The following is a 15432-nucleotide window of genomic DNA, read 5'->3' as shown; positions in this document are numbered from 1 at the left end:
GTATTTGTTTACCAGACGTAAGTACCAACCGAACCACCTGCAAGTGTGCTGGCAGCTATTTTGTTATTGTACTTGATGTTGAATGTTAGTGTGCTACCGGTATTGTTAAGTACGATCAGCACCTTTTTGCCTGATGGCGTTTTATAAGCCACGCTTTGCAGATCATTTATAGAAGTTGAACCGATACGCACCGAGCCCGGCCTCACAAATTTGGAGGCGTGCGCTATAATGTAATACGACACATTGCGCGCCACCGAATTACCTACAGTTATAGCTCCCTGGCAGGCATCGCAGCCGCCAACGGTATGCGGGTCGAATTTTGGATCGGAGGCCAGGTTCCATTCTATTACGTTGCGGCTCCAGTTGCGCATAGCACCGATAATAAGGTTACTGGTATGCCACTTCAGGTCGCCATCAAAACTACCGTTGCCAAAGGTGGCCTGCTCGGTAAAGTACACGTTCTTGTTGGGCGCGGCATCATGTACCCCACTCATGGCGTTGATGTTACCGCCATATAGGTGAAATGCCGAGCCATCAATGTATTTAGCCGCGGCGGCATCCTTTAAAATATCGGTAGCATACTCCGGGTGATCGAGGTTATGGTCGTAGATCAGTATTTTGGTACTGATGCCTGCCGATTCGAACGCCGGGCCCAGGTTATCGCGCACAAATATTTTCTGATCTGCCGACGACATGAACATGCTCGGATTGTTGTAGGCATTCAACGGCTCGTTTTGCGGGGTAATGGCATCAATGGTAATGCCTTCGGCTTTCATAGCGTTAATGTATTTTACAAAATATTGCGCGTAAACACCGTAAAGTTCCTTTTTAAGGCTGCCGCCATAGTAGCCTTGGTTATCTTTCATCCAGGTTGGAGCGCTCCAAGGGCTGGCTAATATTTTTATGTTAGGATTAACCGCCAGTATCATTTTCAATACCGGTATTAAATCCTTTTTTTCCATATCGATGCTAAACTGCTTCAACTCCGTATCGCTTACACCGGTAGTAATTTCATCGTAAGTAAAAGGCGCAAGACTCAGGTCTGATGCTCCCAGCGTTACCCGCAGGTAGCTGATACCTATGCCATCACCCTCGGTACCAAAAAGTTCTTTTATTAAAGACGTTTTACGTTCATTTTCTAAACTATTGATCAGCATGGCGCTGCCACCCGTTAGCGCGAAGCCGAAGCCATCCACCGTTTGATAGGTTTGGGTGCTATCCACCTCAATCGTAGCATTATTATTGGTTTCCTGCTTAAACAGGATAGCTGTATTCTGTTTTGCGAATAGCGATGTACGGTCGCCTTTGGTCAGCCAAAACTCTACATCCGTTTTCGCTGGTGTAACAGGCGGCGGCACTACCGGATCTACCGGGTCGGGTTTGGTTGAGCCTGATTTACTGCATCCACCGGCAATACCGGCCAGCAATAACAGGACGTAAAATGGGTAGGAAACTCTTTTTATCATAGGGGGTTGTTTATCGTGGTAATGTTTTGGGGCAAGCCGATGGCTGTTGTTACAGCTTCCGGGCTTTAACAATAGGAGTTTTAGTAATATTTACAGTTATCTTATTAAGCGGTGGTGCAGCCTTTATTTATCTATCATTTTATAGAACCGTACATAATCAACCTGCATACTGGCCGGAAAAACGCTGTCATCAACGCCCTGTACACCGCCCCAGTTGCCACCAACGGCAACGTTAAGCAGCAAGTGGAATTTCTGATCGAACGGCCAGGTTGAAGAACCTTTGCCCTCGTTTACAAAAGTGAATACCAAGGTGTCGTCATAATAACCTTTAATGGCATAAGGTGTCCAGTCTACCCGGTATTTATGGTAAGCGGTAAGTGCCGTTTCTATCATCCGGCCTGATGTTTTGGAGTTACCTGCATTGTTTACCGAGTTATGAACGCTGAAGTGAACATTATTCGGATCGTAACCTACGTGCTCCATAATATCGATCTCGCCTGATGCGGGCCAGCTACCATATTTATAATCATCAGGCAGCATCCATATAGCAGGCCATGTGCCACGGCCGGCGGGTAACTTGGCGCGTACCTCTATACGGCCATACGTAATGCTATGCTCAAATTTGGATATCATGCGGGATGAAGTGTATTTCATACCCTGCATAGCCTCTTTTTTAGCGGTAATGGTAAGTATGCCGTTTTTTATGGAGGCATTATTTTCGGTATTGGTGTAGTATTGCAACTCGTTGTTGCCCCAGCCGCTGCCACCGGTGTCATACATCCATTTAGCATCGCTGGGTTTGCCATCAGTATCAAACTCATCCGCAAATGATGCCTTAGTTTCAAAATCCCAACCCTTGTCAGTAGGCGGTTCGGTTTTTATGGGGCCAATGTTTGGCGCAGGATCGCTTTTTTTGCTGCCGCAGGCTATCAGCACCAGGCCGGTAAAGGCACAAAGTAATATGGTAGTATTAATTTTTATCATGGGCAAATTCAAATTAATTTAAGAACCGCCCCTTGCGGGCGGTTCTTAAACAGCATGTGTGTTTATTAATTAATAACCTGGATTTTGTTTCAACTGCGTATTCTGCATATCCTGTAATGGTATAGGCAATATCTCGTTAGTACCGGTTTTAAATCCATCCGCGCCTAATACGGCAGGTGCCTGCCCGGTACGTACTAAATCAAACCAACGGTGCCCTTCGGTAGCCAGTTCTAAACGGCGTTCGGTATAAATATTTTGTAATGTAGCCGGTACCGGTGCCAGGCCTACCCTGTCGCGCACTGCACTAAGCAATGCCAATGCACGGGCAGCATTACCACCGCCCTGCAACAGGGCTTCAGCTTCCATCAGGTAGGTATCAGCCAGCCTGATCTCAATATAATCATTAGGGAAGTTAAGCTCGGCAGTACCTGTAGGCGCTTTGTATTTTTGCAGTGGCGCATACTTTTGAATAAAGTAGCCGGTATTTTGATAACTGGCCTCGTATTTACTACCGGTAGCCTTTGTTAAGCTATCAATATTGGCAACGGTATAACCATAACGCGGGTCGCCTTTCATGGCATTAGCCAGGCCGGTAGTTACCGGGGTAAAGCCCCAGCCACCCCAATATACGGGGCCGTTATAACCACGCGGGCCAACCATCTGAACATAAACGTTTGATTTAAATTGATTCCAGTTGCTCCAGCTATAGCTTTGTGAGCCGGTATAGTTCAATTCAAAAATAGATTCGCTGTTAAACTTATTATCCGGACTAAATATTTGCCCGAAGTTGCTTTGCAGCTTGTAACCATAAGTGGCTGTTGTGCCGCCTGGCGTAGCACCATTAACCTGGGCAAGTTGTGCCGCGGCTTCACTCCATTTTTTCTCGTACAAGTAAACCTTACCTAACAGCGCAATGCCCGCGCCTTTGGTAACCCGGCCGTTTTCGCCGGTTGGTATGGTTACCGGCAAATCAGGAATAGCGGCATTCAGGTCAGCCTCAATCTGGGCGTAAACAGCCTCGGGGGCTACCTGGGTTTGTGTGTAAACATCCTTAGGCTCTAAGGGCTGCAAAATAAGCGGAACGTTTTTAAATAAACGTACCAGCCAAAAGTAATAGTAACCCCTTAAAAATTTAACCTCGGCAATGTAGCGTTTCTTAGCATTCGCATCCAAAAAAGTAGCCGGTTCCATTTTTGAAAGGATGATGTTGCAACGGCTTATCCCTTTAAAATTACGCGACCAGTATTCACCCTGCGGACCTACAGCCGGTGTTAAAGTATAGTTATTCCATACCTGCCAGGTACTCATATCGGTAGGGCCACCACCACCGGCCACACAATCATCAGATGCAGCGTTAAGCGGGCCAAGCGGACCTGAATAGGTATTGTTTAATCCACCTGTTTCGGTTACCAGCGGATCATAGGCTGCCACCACACCGGTAAATATTTCTTCAGGTGTACTGTAATAATTAGCTTCGAGTGTCTGGCCTGCTGGAGTTGTTTCCAGGTACGACTTTTTACAGGATACAAAACCGGCTACACCCATCAATACCACTGAGCCGTATATAATATATTTTCTTTTCATGACGATAATTTTAAAATTCAGTTTATAATGTAAAATCTAAACCAACCATAAAGGTGCGTGCCTGCGGATAGATACCACGGTCAATGCTGCCTGCAATCTCCGGGTCAAAGCCATCATACTTGGTAATGGTAACCAGGTTGTTGCTGCTTACAAATATCCTCGCCCTTTTAATATCCAATTTACTTAATACCGCTGTTGGCAAGGTATAACCTACCTGAAGCGTTTTGATGCGGAAATAAGCACCGCTTTGCAGGTAAAAGTTTGATGGATTTTTGAAGTTATTGTTCGGATCCTGATCGCTCAAACGAGGGTAATTGCTACCTGAATTTTGAGGAGTCCAGGCATCAAGAGCGGCTGCCGAATAATTGGCTGTAGCTACATCCAGCCTGCGGTATCCCTGGAATAATTTATTACCCCAAACACCCTGACCAAATAACAGGAAGTCAAGATTTTTATAATTACCATGAAGATTGATGCCATAAGTCCATTTAGGTAATTGGCTACCCAAAAAAGTACGGTCACCCTCGTCAATTACACCATTATCATTGTTATCAGCCCATTTAAAATCACCGGGTTTTGCATTTCCTTGAATTTTAGTACCGTTTTTGGTGTAAGCGTCAATTTCGGCTTGTGATTTAAATGTACCCAACTCCTGGAAACCATAGAATGATGCCACCGGCTGACCTGTTTGCGTACGGAACAATGGGTAGCTTGATGCCTGAAACGAGCCATTATCAATATACGGTTTTGAACCCAGGAAGGTAACTTCATTTTTATTGTATGATATATTACCACTTACATTATATTTAAAATCCCCCGATTTGCCGTTATAACCAACCTCTAACTCGATACCTTTATTTTCCAAGTCGCCAATGTTATCATAAAACAATCCATTATAACCGGCATAGCCTGGCAATGGGAAACTTTGTAACAAGCCAGATGTTAGCTTGCGATATACATCAACAGTTACATTCAAGTTTTTGAACAATACGGCATCAAAGCCAATGTCAGTTGTTTTAGTCGACTCCCATTTCAGGTTAGGGTTTTGAGGACCTTGCGGTGAGTTACCAATGATTAAACCACCCGGGCCGAACACAGCGTTGCTACCGCCAGTAACTACAGATGTGTATTGAAATGGGATTAATGACATTTCATTACCAACTAAACCATAAGACGCCCGCACTTTTAAGAAATCAACGAATGAATCTTTAGGGAAAAAGTTTTCACGTGTAGCTACCCAACCAACTTGTGCTGAAGGGAAGGTACCGTAAACATTATTCGACCCAAATTTCGATGATCCGTCACGGCGGATAATACCGGTGAACAGGTATTTTTCGTCATAGCTATAATTAACACGGCCGAAAAGTGATGTTACACGATAAGGCTGATTTTCATAAGATGAAGCAATACGGTTCTCATTTGGCAACGCGTAGTTAAATGATACCTTACGATAATCATCAACAGGCAGGTTGTTATAAGTGCCGCTCAAGCCTACTTCACTTTGTTCCTGCGCGCTGGTACCTACCAAAGCAGTAAAATCATGCATTCCGATCTGGCGGGTGTACGATGCCGTATTGTCCCAGTTCCAGGTAAGATTACGGTTACTTCCGCGAGATGCACTACGGTTAGTGGTATTGTTATTTTGAGTAGTTAAGTAATAAAGCGGCGTGTATGACTGGCTGCCCCAAAACGCTTGTTTACCATTGATCTGGGTTTTGATCCGCAAACCTTTAATTGGTTGTATTTCAACAAAGGCATTACCTAATAAATTATGAGACCAGCCGTAGTTACCACGCTGTGTTTCAAGGTAAGCTAACGGATTACTCATCTCCTGCCCTACGTATTTTGATATGGCATACGGCCGGCCTTGTGCGTCCCTCACAACCGGTTTGTCGGTATAGGGTGTGCTGTTCAGGTCTTCCTGAGCGGCCAAGATCGGCGTGATCGGGTCAAGGTTTAGTGATGAACTTAAAGGGCCACCAAACTCATTGTTGGTACTAAAGTTACTTTGGTTGCGGGTGTAAGTGTAAGCGAAGTTTTGTCCTACATTAAGCCATTTTTTAGGTTGAAAGCTGGTATTAGCCGTAAAGTTATACTTCTTGAAATTTGAAATATCAGAGAAGATGATGCCTTGCTGATTCAAATAACCGAAGGACACGTAGTATTTGCTTGCCTCTGTACCACCCTGAATCATCAGGTTATGGTTTTGGATAGCAGCACTCTCACCAAAAATAACATCCTGCCAGTTGGTGCCGGTGCCAAACTGTGCCGGATTAGCAAATGGCGCTGTACCACCATCATTAGTAACCGCTTGGTTACGCAGGGTAGCATATTGAGTAGCATTCACCACATCAAACTGCTTGGCTGCCTTTTGAGTACCATAATAACCATTATATGATAATGTCGGCGGGCCTGATTTACCCTTTTTAGTAGTTACCAATACCACACCATTTGATGAACGCGAACCATAAATTGCAGCCGAAGCATCTTTTAAAACCTCGATTGATTCAATATCATTAGGGTTAAGATTTTCAAGGCCGCCGTTAAGGCTAACCACCCCATCAATTACGTAAAGCGGGTCGGTATAGTTGATAGATGTGATACCACGTACACGAATGATAGGTGCCGCGTTTGGCGCGCCCGAGCCTGCTACTACAGTAACACCTGATGTACGGCCCTGCAAAGCCTGATCAAAACGGGTTACCTGCTGGTTTTCCAGGTCACTTGCTTTAACGCGCGAAATTGAACCGGTTACAACGCTCTTTTTTTGCGTACCGTAACCTACTACCACCACTTCGTTAAGGCTCTTAACGCCTTCGGCCATCGTCAGATTAATTTCGGCACGGCGGGATACGCCTACTTCCTGCGTATCAAAACCAATGTAGGAAAATACCAGCGTCGCATTTGAGGCCGCGTTTAGGGTATAGTTACCGTTGGCATCAGTAAGGGTACCGGTTTGTGTGCCTTTTACCGCAACGGATACTCCCGGCAGCGGCTGTGCATTTTGATCAACCACTTTGCCGCGTATAGTGCTTTGCGCCATGGCTGCTGTAATTCCGGCAATAAGCAGGAACAATAAAAAAGTAATTTTTTTTCTCATGGATAATAAGTTAATAATTGTTGGATTTTGGAGTTAGGTAAGGTGTACGGCTGTAGGTCAGCCCTTGCAACCGCTCAGCCATAGGCGAGCCTTGGGTACATTTTTCTGCACATAGATTGTATTGGTTTATAAAAGTTAATGGTTAGCTAACGGCTCTATAATTGGTTAAAGAATAGCCGTTCAACACACCAAAGGTATCAAAGTAAAAAAATAAAAAACAAATAAATTTTTCATAAACAACTGATTTTTAGTTATTTACATTTAATTTGAAACGCTTTAATACCAAGTGTTAAGATTGCAATGTGTGCTAATTATCAGCGAGAAACACTTATCAGAATGCCATAATTAAAAAAAATTGATACGCTTTGTTCCAGCAATCAATTAGCGAGTATTTTTAGATAGATATTGACTGATTTGAGCAGTTTTTGAAGTAATGTTTTTTTGACACTTATTGCGTTTACGATGCAGAAACGCCTGTTTAGTGTTAAATTATTTAAAGTACTTTTCGAGCGTTAGCCCGTAAGTAAACAGCAGGTTTTCACTGTTTGTACGGTTTTGGCGATTGTAATTTAGGGCTGTAGTAAGTGCCAGCCATTTATTCAGTTTAAATGATAACGAGTTGGTTGACCGTATAATATAATCATCTCCCTTACTTAATGAGCTCTGTAAAAAGCTGCTGCTTTCTAACACAATAAAGCTCCTGATATTGAATTTGAAAGCCAGCCTGAATGAGTTAAGGAATGTATGATAATTCTCGCGCGTTGTATCGTTAACCATCAGGTCGCTCCTATCATACAAAATACCATTGCTGATGTTGAGCCAGGCATTTTGTTTATCAACCAGGTTGTAAGCCAAACCGGCACCGGTAAGTAGCTGGTTATTTATTTTTAAGGAATAGCTGGTATTGTAATTAGCCAGGCCCCAATAAAAAAAATGCGGAAAGGTTTTATACAGATTAAAATCAAGCGCGGTCGAAAAATCATTATTGGTCAGGTCGCCCTGTTGGCGGCCATAGATCCAGCTATTAGTAAAATTCAGGGAGATATCCTTCTTTTTTATATTGAGCTGCGCACCGTTATTAAGCAGGTAGGCGGTGCCGTCGCCAGTTTTATTGATAGAGCCAGATGAGGTGTAGTTTAACCGGTAATGGGTACTGTCTGAAAACTGGGCGTAACCTTTACCCGCTGTCATCATTAAAATTACAGCCAGGTATGTCCTGATATGTTTTAAATGCATATCACTAAAACACAATCGGCATATAAAAAAGGTTTTTAACAAACAAGGCGCACCTTTTTAAGGATGCGCCTTGTTTGATAGCTGGTTTGCCTTAGGCTGATAATTGCTCAAACTCTTCGTCAGTCAGCTCAATAGTGGCTGCCTGCAAATTCTCGGTCAGGTGGCCTACTGATTTAGTGCCGGGGATCAGCAATATATTTTCGGCACGTTTAAGCAACCATGCCAGCGCAATTTGCGCGGTAGTAGCATTATGGCTTGCGGCGATCTTCTCTATCTTGTTAGCCAATGATGATGGCCCAGATGCCAGCGGAAACCACGGAATAAAGGCCAGGTTGTTTTGTGTGGTATAATCCAGCACATCCTCCCATTTACGTTCGCCCAGGTTGTACAGGTTTTGTACAGATACTATAGGCAATACCTTTTGCACACGCTCTATCTCGGCAATACCCACTTCTGATAAACCTACGTGTTTAATTTTACCTGCTTTGACGGCATCAACAACCGGTGCAAGGGTATCTTCAACAGGTACTTTCGGGTCAATACGGTGTAACTGCCAAAGGTCAATGGTATCAACCTTTAAACGTTTAAGGCTGCCTTCAATATTTTCGGCAATAAATTCGGGCTTACCATTAGGTACCCAATTGTTAGGCCCCGGGCGGTTAAAGCCACCTTTTGTAGCAATGATCAGTCCTTGCTTGTACGGGTGTAATGCATCCGCGATCAGGCTTTCATTAAAATGAGGGCCATAAGCATCGGCTGTATCAATAAAGTTAACGCCTTGCTCAACCGCGGCCTGTAATACTTTAATGGCGTTATCCCTATCGGCAACCTCGCCAAATACGCCATGGCCTGTAAGTTGCATGGCACCATATCCTAAACGGTTAATTTGTACGTCGCCGCCTAAATTATAGGTCAGGCTTGTTTTTACTTCTGTCATGTTTAGTGTATTTAAGTTTCATCTGCCAGGCAGATACCTTACCGCAACATTTATCATACCAACCAATGCCGTAATTTAACCCGCTATTTGATTTGATACTGGCATGACTAAACGAGCGATCTTTGTTTTACATTTTACGGATGTTACTTAAAATACATTGCCAATGATTTATATTAGTTTTGCAGTAAACAACACCGCTTTTACTTAGGCTATGCTTTCAGAACCAACGTACCTTGCCGCGCGCATGGTAGCATCAACCATTGAGGCTCATTTTGATAAACATATATACGCTGCCATACTTGCAGGTGAGGCTAATGTGGCTACCAACCCCGGCACGCAAATTATCGAGGCTGTAATTGACATCGCCTTTTGGTCGAGCCTGCGCCGTGAGGAGGGCCGTCCGCCTAAAATATCACTGGCATTGCTGCATCCCAAACAGTGCGATCAGCCGTTGATGTTTGGCACGCCATTGCGCCTTACGCCACAAAGCCTTATTAAACTGGCACCGGCGGTTGAACAGCCCGGCATACACCTTGGTGTTTGGTTTGATGATGATAACCTGTATATATGGGGCACCACACATATTATACCGGGTATTTGTTTTGTGCTTGAAGTGGCCGAGCCCGGTTTGCTGGTTGTTAAGCACAAACGTATTGATGGTTTTGGCAAGTTTGTTAATGTGGCCGTACTTAAAGGTGATGATGTAAAGATCGTAGATGAAGAAAGTTCGGGCTTGAATGGCTGCCCGCAGTTACTCAAATCACTACTGGGTTTACCGCTGCCCTACCGTACGGGTAAAAGTGTAAATATACTGGTGCAATTAGCCGCTGTTATGCGCCTGCATGGGCGTGGCGGTATTGTATTGGTGGTACCTCCCGGAACTAATAGCTGGCGCGAATCTATCGTACAGCCGGTAACTTACCCGGTTGACCCGCCTTATACCGTTATTAATGAACTGATGCAGCGCGAAGAAGAGGATGGCGAAACCCTGGAATGGCAGGAGGCTATATTGCAGGCCGTGCAACTTATAGGTGGCTTTACCTCAGTTGATGGGGCAACCATCATTACACAAAACCATGATTTGCTGGCCTTTGGTGCTAAAATATCCCGGTCAGAGAATAGCTTGCCTATTGAGCAGATCATACTGAGCGAGCCTGTGGTTGATGGCCGTGCCGAACGCAGGCATCCCAGCCAAAATGGCGGTACACGCCACCTCTCGGCAGCGCAGTTTGTTTATGACCAGCATGATGCCATTGCCCTGGTAGCTTCACAGGATGGGCATTTTACCATCTTTTCCTGGTCAGACGATCTGAACATGGTACACGCTCACCGTATTGATATTCTGCTATTATAATTACAGTTGCTATATTTGGCCTGATGACAAAAGACCCGTTAAGTGCTTCGTTGTTTGAGATGCGTTTAGAAGAGATACACCAAAAGCACCCATGGCTTAAATATGATATTTCGCAAGCCGATTTTGTCGCGCTGTTTATACCGCTAAAATATAAAAACGGCATCCCGATACGCCCGGATCAGCCGCCTGAATTTCCGCTGGAAAGAAATATCTACCTATCGGTACTAGTAGCTTTTAAGCAATCATTCAACTGATGCTTAGCCCATCAGTTCCTTCATCAGCTTATTAAATTCTTCCTTTAATTCGGCCAACTCCTGTTCAAGCGTAGCAACCCTTGCTTCAAGAGCGCCGGACGACGAACGTGTTGATGATACTTCGGCTTCTTCATAAGCGGTAACGTCAAGCTCTCCGCCCAGTAAATGCGCGTAGCGTACTTCCTTTTGCCCGGCACGTTTGGCTAGTTGCTGTATGTATAGGGTATCGCCTGATGATAGCTTGTCCAGTATCTCCTGCACTTCCTCTAACGATTCAAACTCATACATCCTGCCTGAATTGGTGTTGATCTCGCCGGGGGTTTGCGGGCCGCGTAATATCAGCAAACCAATTACCACCACTTCGGCAGGTATCAGCGGGTATACTACCGCGAAGTTATGCTTGTACTTGGTAGCACGGCTTGAGCCGCCAACTACGGTTGCTATCAGTCCACGCTTTTTGAGTGAATCTAACGCGGCTATAACAGTTGCATCATCATACTCAACCACCGGCTTGCGTGCGGTCTTTTGGTTACAGGCCGTGGTTAGGCTGTTCAGCGTTAAGGGATAATATTCGGGCGTAGTGCGCGATTTTTCAATCAAAACGCCTAAAACTCTCAGTTCGGTATCGGTAAGTACAGGTAATGTTTGGGGTTGCTCCATGCCTCAAATATAGTAAAGGCAAGCAATGTGTGTAAATAAAAAACCCGGCCGCTTGTTGAAAGCGCCGGGTTATGTAATATGGTACTAAGGTGATGGTGCTTTAGTTATAAACTTTGACCATGAATATGTAGTTGCGCAACTTTTTAATTTGCTGCGGACGGTTTAAACCGGCTAAACCATTACGGGTGTTCAGGTTAAGCGGTTTCACTAATGAATCCGACGGTATGTTTTGGATCGCCTTTAATAAATAGCTTGACTTTTTGGCGAATGATATGCCCTCATAAGAAGTTTGCTTACCGCTGATGATACCGATCAGGTTACCCTTGCTATCAAGCAACGGGCCACCGCTGTTACCCGGACGGGCCAGTACTGATAATTCGTAAGAAGAACTGTCGCCATTAAAACCGGCGGGTGATGTTAAGGCACCTTCACTGAAAGCGATCGCGTCAGCCGGATAGCCTACGGTAAATACTTCTTCTCCTAAATCGCTTTTAGCACGCTTAAAGTTATACGGTACGGCACCTAATGATTTAAATGAGGCATCGTTGATCTGCAAAAAGGCAATATCCTGCGCAGGCTCGGTATAGATCACTTTGGCATGAAACGAGTCGCCATCTACATTTTGCACATAAACCGAATCGGCATCCTTAACTACGTGATAGTTGGTTACCAGGTAACCGTTGGCTGTAAGGGCAAAACCTGTACCGCTGAATTTACCGGGATTAGCTATTACACTGCCACTTTTGCCAGTTGATGATAATTGCTTTTTAATATTATGGCTTTGCTCGTTAAGTAATACGGTAGAAATACGCACTTTGGCGATCTCCTTTTTCAATTCTACATAAGCGGTATCATGCTTTTTAAATCCGCCGGTGATGAGCAGCGTAGTTAAAACAGCGAATATGGCGATAGAGGCCGCCACAGATATTTTAGAGTGATGATGGCGCCACAGGCTTACAATCCATGATGGTTTTACCATCATTTCTTCTTCCAAAGTATGCACGTCGATCTCTTCGTGAATGGCGTTAAGGCGCGTTTCAAGGTCAAGGCGTTCGCTGTAATGCTTTAGCGCGCCTAAAAAATTACGGTGCTCGCTTATCTGGCTGTTAATAGCCGGGTTGTCTTTGCGCAATTGCTCAAAGGCAGCCAGCTCTTCACCGCTCATTTCACCGTTTATATAACGGTCAATTTGTTCCAGTAATCGGTAATCACTCATCACACTCTGTTTAGTTTTGCTGAAAGAACAGCTTTTTAAGCCTTTGCAGACATTTGTATTTTTGTGTTTTAGCGTTATCGGCATTGGTATAACCAAACCGCTCGCATATATCCTGCATAGACCGGTTATGGATGTAAAAATCTTCCATAATGGTTTTACAGGGTTCGCCCAGTTGCCCTAATGCAGCCTGCATCTTTCCAAATTGCAGGTCGCGGTCGGCATGTTTTTCGGGATCATCCTCCTCAAGCGGCAAATGCTCCTCAAAATCTTTCAGATCGCCTCCGTAGCGGTTCATCTGTGTTAACCTTTTAAGCCACAGCCTGCGGCTTACTGAATATAAATAGGTCTTCAGCTTACTACTCAGCTCAAAATTGCCGGCCTTAACTTTATTATAAAGAACGATAACGGCTTCCTGGTAAATATCCTTCGCATCATCAGCGCTGCCGTTATTATTGATGATGAGCTGTAATACCATCGGAAAATAAGCCAGGTATAAACGCTTTAAAACTGCATCGGAGTTATTAAGTATTCCTAATATTACTTCGTTATCCGTTGGAATTGAACTATTTGGTTTGCTGCTCACTATTTAATACGGTTTATGCGAAAATGTAACCCATTATTCACAAAAAAAAATTAAATGTGATAATGTTACAGCCAATTTTAATACAACATAACGGCAAAGGTAACCCTGTATTAATCAGATTAAAGGAAAGTTCATTCCTCAATATGTTAAATATCAGTATATTATAAGTATAAATTTAAACAAAATGCAATTTTGTGGGTTACCTTTTTAATTTTTAAGTATTAACCATTAAACAAACAGAAACACAATCATGAAAAACGCTTTCAAATTTGGCTTTTTAGCCTTAGCCATCTCTATCGCAGTTTCAGCTTGCGGTAGCTCATCAAGCACTGTAGGTTCTGATACTACTGCAACAGATTCAAGCGCTGTAGCAACTGATACTGCCGCTGCAACTGATACTGCTGCTACTACAGATACTACAAAAACTGACACAACTAAAATGTAATTGCGTAAAAGCAATAAAACTCACTAATAATGAGGCACCTGAAAAGTTAAAATCGTAATTTTTTAAATTTTTTTCAAAATTGTGGGTTACCTTTTAAACATTCAGGTATTAAAGTAAAACTATTAATCACTATTAAAAAGATTTTAAAATGAAAAATGCATTCAAATTCGGCTTTTTAGCCCTTGCTATCTCTATCTCAGTTGCTGCTTGTAAAGGTTCTGGTTCATCAGAAGGTGATTCAACTGCTACTGATACTACAGTTGTTGATACTACCGGTACTGATACTACAGTTGTTGATACTGGCAAAACTGACACAGTTAAAACTGACACTGCTGCTAAAATGTAATTCACATTTTCAGAGAAATAATAAAGGCTGCACCTTACCGGTGCAGCCTTTATTATTTTATAGTGATCTGTTACCTATATAAAGGCGACATTTTTATCCACCAGTTCATTGATCGCCTCAACTGAGGCTGCAGAGGTAAGCCCGTCTTCCGGTGTGTTGATAGCATAATCCAGCAATTGTTCAATACTTGAAACGGCCACATGCATCCGCGTGTCCGACGAGGCGTAGTAAATATAAACCTTGCCATCCCCATCAACTATCCAACCGTTTGAGAATACTACGTTTGATACATCGCCCACCCTTTCATCACCTTCGGGCGCTAAAAAATATCCGGATGGTTTATGTGTTATTTTGGTCAAATCATCAATCGCGGTAATAAATACATAGAGTACATAGCGCAATCCGGCAGCCGTGTTACGTACGCCATGCGCCAGATGCAGCCACCCTTTATCAGTTTTTATAGGATGCGGGCCAAGGCCGAGCTTTGCCTCATTGATGGTATGATAAACCTTACGGTCAATCACATACTCTTTCTCTACTACAGCATTCTTAATATCGGCAGCCAGGCCATAACCAATGCCGCCACCGTTACCGGCCTCAATAAAACCATCCTGCGGACGGGTGTAAAAGGCGTATTTACCTTCCACAAATTCCGGGTGCAAAACCACGTTGCGTTGTTGCGGCGATGGTGTTTTCAGGTCCGGCAGGCGCTCCCAATTGAGCATATCCCTGGTGCGTACAATACCACATTGCGCTACCGCGGCTGATTGATCGCCTTCGGCTGCATCCGGATCACGGCGCTCGGTACAAAACAGTCCGTAGATCCAGCCATCCTCATGCTCCGTGAGGCGCATATCATATATATTGGTATCAGCCTCCTGGCCGGGGTGTTGTGCCACATAGATAGGCTTATCCCAAAAACGAAAATTATCAATACCATTCGGACTTTCAGCCACCGCGAAAAATGATTTACGATCATTACCCTCAACCCTTGCCACTAACAAATACTTACCGTTCCACTTTATAGCGCCCGCGTTAAAAGCCGCGTTTACGCCAATACGCTCTAATAGCAACGGGTTTGTCGCCGGATTAAGGTCATATTTCCAAAAGTAGGGCGCGTGCATGCCGGTAAGTATAGGGTACTTGTAGCGTTGATAAATGCCGTTGGTTTCGGCAACCGGTTCATTAGGACGTGTTATCAGTGCTTCGTACTCGCTGCGTATATATTGCAAACGCTCGTTAAAAGATATATTCATCGTATTGATCA

General features: G+C 44.0%; 14 protein-coding genes. 4 read left to right on the top strand and 10 right to left on the bottom strand.

Annotated elements, in window-relative coordinates:
• Nucleotides 1-8: 8 nt before the first annotated feature.
• From AC3WJC_RS05365 to AC3WJC_RS05340, 6 genes are all read right to left on the bottom strand, one after another.
• Nucleotides 9-1466, bottom strand: a complete 1458-nt coding sequence (locus tag AC3WJC_RS05365; protein WP_492398042.1) for a glycoside hydrolase family 30 protein — start codon at nt 1464-1466, stop codon at nt 9-11.
• A 123-nt stretch (nt 1467-1589) separates the two neighbouring features.
• The gene (locus AC3WJC_RS05360) at nt 1590-2450 is read right to left on the bottom strand and encodes a glycoside hydrolase family 16 protein (RefSeq protein ID WP_492398041.1); all 861 of its coding nucleotides are present in this window, start codon (nt 2448-2450) and stop codon (nt 1590-1592) included.
• A gap of 69 nt (nt 2451-2519) precedes the next feature.
• Nucleotides 2520-4034 carry a RagB/SusD family nutrient uptake outer membrane protein gene (locus AC3WJC_RS05355; protein ID WP_492398040.1) on the bottom strand — a complete coding sequence of 505 codons (1515 nt, stop codon included), beginning with the start codon at nt 4032-4034 and terminating at the stop codon, nt 2520-2522.
• Between the two features lie 22 nt (nt 4035-4056).
• Nucleotides 4057-7134 (bottom strand): SusC/RagA family TonB-linked outer membrane protein, encoded by a 3078-nt coding sequence (locus tag AC3WJC_RS05350; protein WP_492398039.1) that lies wholly within the window; start codon nt 7132-7134, stop codon nt 4057-4059.
• A 489-nt stretch (nt 7135-7623) separates the two neighbouring features.
• Nucleotides 7624-8370: a DUF481 domain-containing protein gene (locus tag AC3WJC_RS05345; RefSeq protein ID WP_492398038.1), complete on the bottom strand. Its 747-nt coding sequence runs from the start codon at nt 8368-8370 to the stop codon at nt 7624-7626.
• A gap of 91 nt (nt 8371-8461) precedes the next feature.
• Complete coding sequence (locus AC3WJC_RS05340; RefSeq protein WP_492398037.1) at nt 8462-9307, bottom strand: aldo/keto reductase; 846 nt, start codon at nt 9305-9307, stop codon at nt 8462-8464.
• 211 nt (nt 9308-9518) lie between these two features.
• On the opposite strand from AC3WJC_RS05340, the gene AC3WJC_RS05335 reads away from it, so the two are divergent.
• Both AC3WJC_RS05335 and AC3WJC_RS05330 read left to right on the top strand, forming a co-directional pair.
• A complete protein-coding gene (locus tag AC3WJC_RS05335; protein WP_492398036.1) occupies nt 9519-10661 on the top strand; it encodes a putative sensor domain DACNV-containing protein in 1143 nt (380 codons plus the stop codon).
• A 23-nt stretch (nt 10662-10684) separates the two neighbouring features.
• Nucleotides 10685-10915, top strand: a complete 231-nt coding sequence (locus tag AC3WJC_RS05330) for a hypothetical protein (RefSeq protein ID WP_492398035.1) — start codon at nt 10685-10687, stop codon at nt 10913-10915.
• Nucleotides 10916-10918: 3 nt separating this feature from the next.
• On the opposite strand, the gene AC3WJC_RS05325 is transcribed toward AC3WJC_RS05330, so the two are convergent.
• The 3 genes from AC3WJC_RS05325 to AC3WJC_RS05315 all read right to left on the bottom strand — a co-directional run bounded on the left by AC3WJC_RS05325 (nt 10919) and on the right by AC3WJC_RS05315 (nt 13374).
• On the bottom strand, nt 10919-11575 hold the full coding sequence (locus tag AC3WJC_RS05325; RefSeq protein ID WP_492398034.1) for a YceH family protein: 657 nt from the start codon (nt 11573-11575) through the stop codon (nt 10919-10921).
• A gap of 100 nt (nt 11576-11675) precedes the next feature.
• A complete protein-coding gene (locus tag AC3WJC_RS05320) occupies nt 11676-12791 on the bottom strand; it encodes a S1C family serine protease (RefSeq protein ID WP_492398033.1) in 1116 nt (371 codons plus the stop codon).
• A 10-nt stretch (nt 12792-12801) separates the two neighbouring features.
• Nucleotides 12802-13374 (bottom strand): RNA polymerase sigma factor, encoded by a 573-nt coding sequence (locus AC3WJC_RS05315; protein WP_492398032.1) that lies wholly within the window; start codon nt 13372-13374, stop codon nt 12802-12804.
• Between the two features lie 250 nt (nt 13375-13624).
• Here AC3WJC_RS05315 and AC3WJC_RS05310 point away from each other — a divergent pair, with 250 nt between their 5' ends.
• Nucleotides 13625-13819 carry a hypothetical protein gene (locus AC3WJC_RS05310; RefSeq protein WP_492398031.1) on the top strand — a complete coding sequence of 65 codons (195 nt, stop codon included), beginning with the start codon at nt 13625-13627 and terminating at the stop codon, nt 13817-13819.
• A gap of 148 nt (nt 13820-13967) precedes the next feature.
• Nucleotides 13968-14165 (top strand): hypothetical protein, encoded by a 198-nt coding sequence (locus tag AC3WJC_RS05305; RefSeq protein WP_492398030.1) that lies wholly within the window; start codon nt 13968-13970, stop codon nt 14163-14165.
• 74 nt (nt 14166-14239) lie between these two features.
• Here AC3WJC_RS05305 and AC3WJC_RS05300 read toward each other — a convergent pair whose 3' ends face one another.
• Nucleotides 14240-15421, bottom strand: coding sequence for a glycoside hydrolase family 130 protein (locus AC3WJC_RS05300; protein ID WP_492398029.1), 1182 nt, complete (start codon nt 15419-15421; stop codon nt 14240-14242).
• Nucleotides 15422-15432: the final 11 nt, after the last annotated feature.

This window comes from Mucilaginibacter sp. FW306-07-L (genome assembly GCF_058782065.1).
Note: the sequence above shows the minus strand (reverse complement) of the source record. Positions and strands in the feature narration are given on the sequence as shown.

What these genes read in the sequence shown, in the direction of transcription:
- AC3WJC_RS05365 (WP_492398042.1), bottom strand. Translation starts at nt 1,466, where the DNA reads ATGATAAAAAGAGTTTCCTACCCATTTTACGTCCTGTTATTGCTGGCC.
- AC3WJC_RS05360 (WP_492398041.1), bottom strand. Translation starts at nt 2,450, where the DNA reads ATGATAAAAATTAATACTACCATATTACTTTGTGCCTTTACCGGCCTG.
- AC3WJC_RS05355 (WP_492398040.1), bottom strand. Translation starts at nt 4,034, where the DNA reads ATGAAAAGAAAATATATTATATACGGCTCAGTGGTATTGATGGGTGTA.
- AC3WJC_RS05350 (WP_492398039.1), bottom strand. Translation starts at nt 7,134, where the DNA reads ATGAGAAAAAAAATTACTTTTTTATTGTTCCTGCTTATTGCCGGAATT.
- AC3WJC_RS05345 (WP_492398038.1), bottom strand. Translation starts at nt 8,370, where the DNA reads ATGCATTTAAAACATATCAGGACATACCTGGCTGTAATTTTAATGATG.
- AC3WJC_RS05340 (WP_492398037.1), bottom strand. Translation starts at nt 9,307, where the DNA reads ATGACAGAAGTAAAAACAAGCCTGACCTATAATTTAGGCGGCGACGTA.
- AC3WJC_RS05335 (WP_492398036.1), top strand. Translation starts at nt 9,519, where the DNA reads ATGCTTTCAGAACCAACGTACCTTGCCGCGCGCATGGTAGCATCAACC.
- AC3WJC_RS05330 (WP_492398035.1), top strand. Translation starts at nt 10,685, where the DNA reads ATGACAAAAGACCCGTTAAGTGCTTCGTTGTTTGAGATGCGTTTAGAA.
- AC3WJC_RS05325 (WP_492398034.1), bottom strand. Translation starts at nt 11,575, where the DNA reads ATGGAGCAACCCCAAACATTACCTGTACTTACCGATACCGAACTGAGA.
- AC3WJC_RS05320 (WP_492398033.1), bottom strand. Translation starts at nt 12,791, where the DNA reads ATGAGTGATTACCGATTACTGGAACAAATTGACCGTTATATAAACGGT.
- AC3WJC_RS05310 (WP_492398031.1), top strand. Translation starts at nt 13,625, where the DNA reads ATGAAAAACGCTTTCAAATTTGGCTTTTTAGCCTTAGCCATCTCTATC.
- AC3WJC_RS05305 (WP_492398030.1), top strand. Translation starts at nt 13,968, where the DNA reads ATGAAAAATGCATTCAAATTCGGCTTTTTAGCCCTTGCTATCTCTATC.
- AC3WJC_RS05300 (WP_492398029.1), bottom strand. Translation starts at nt 15,421, where the DNA reads ATGAATATATCTTTTAACGAGCGTTTGCAATATATACGCAGCGAGTAC.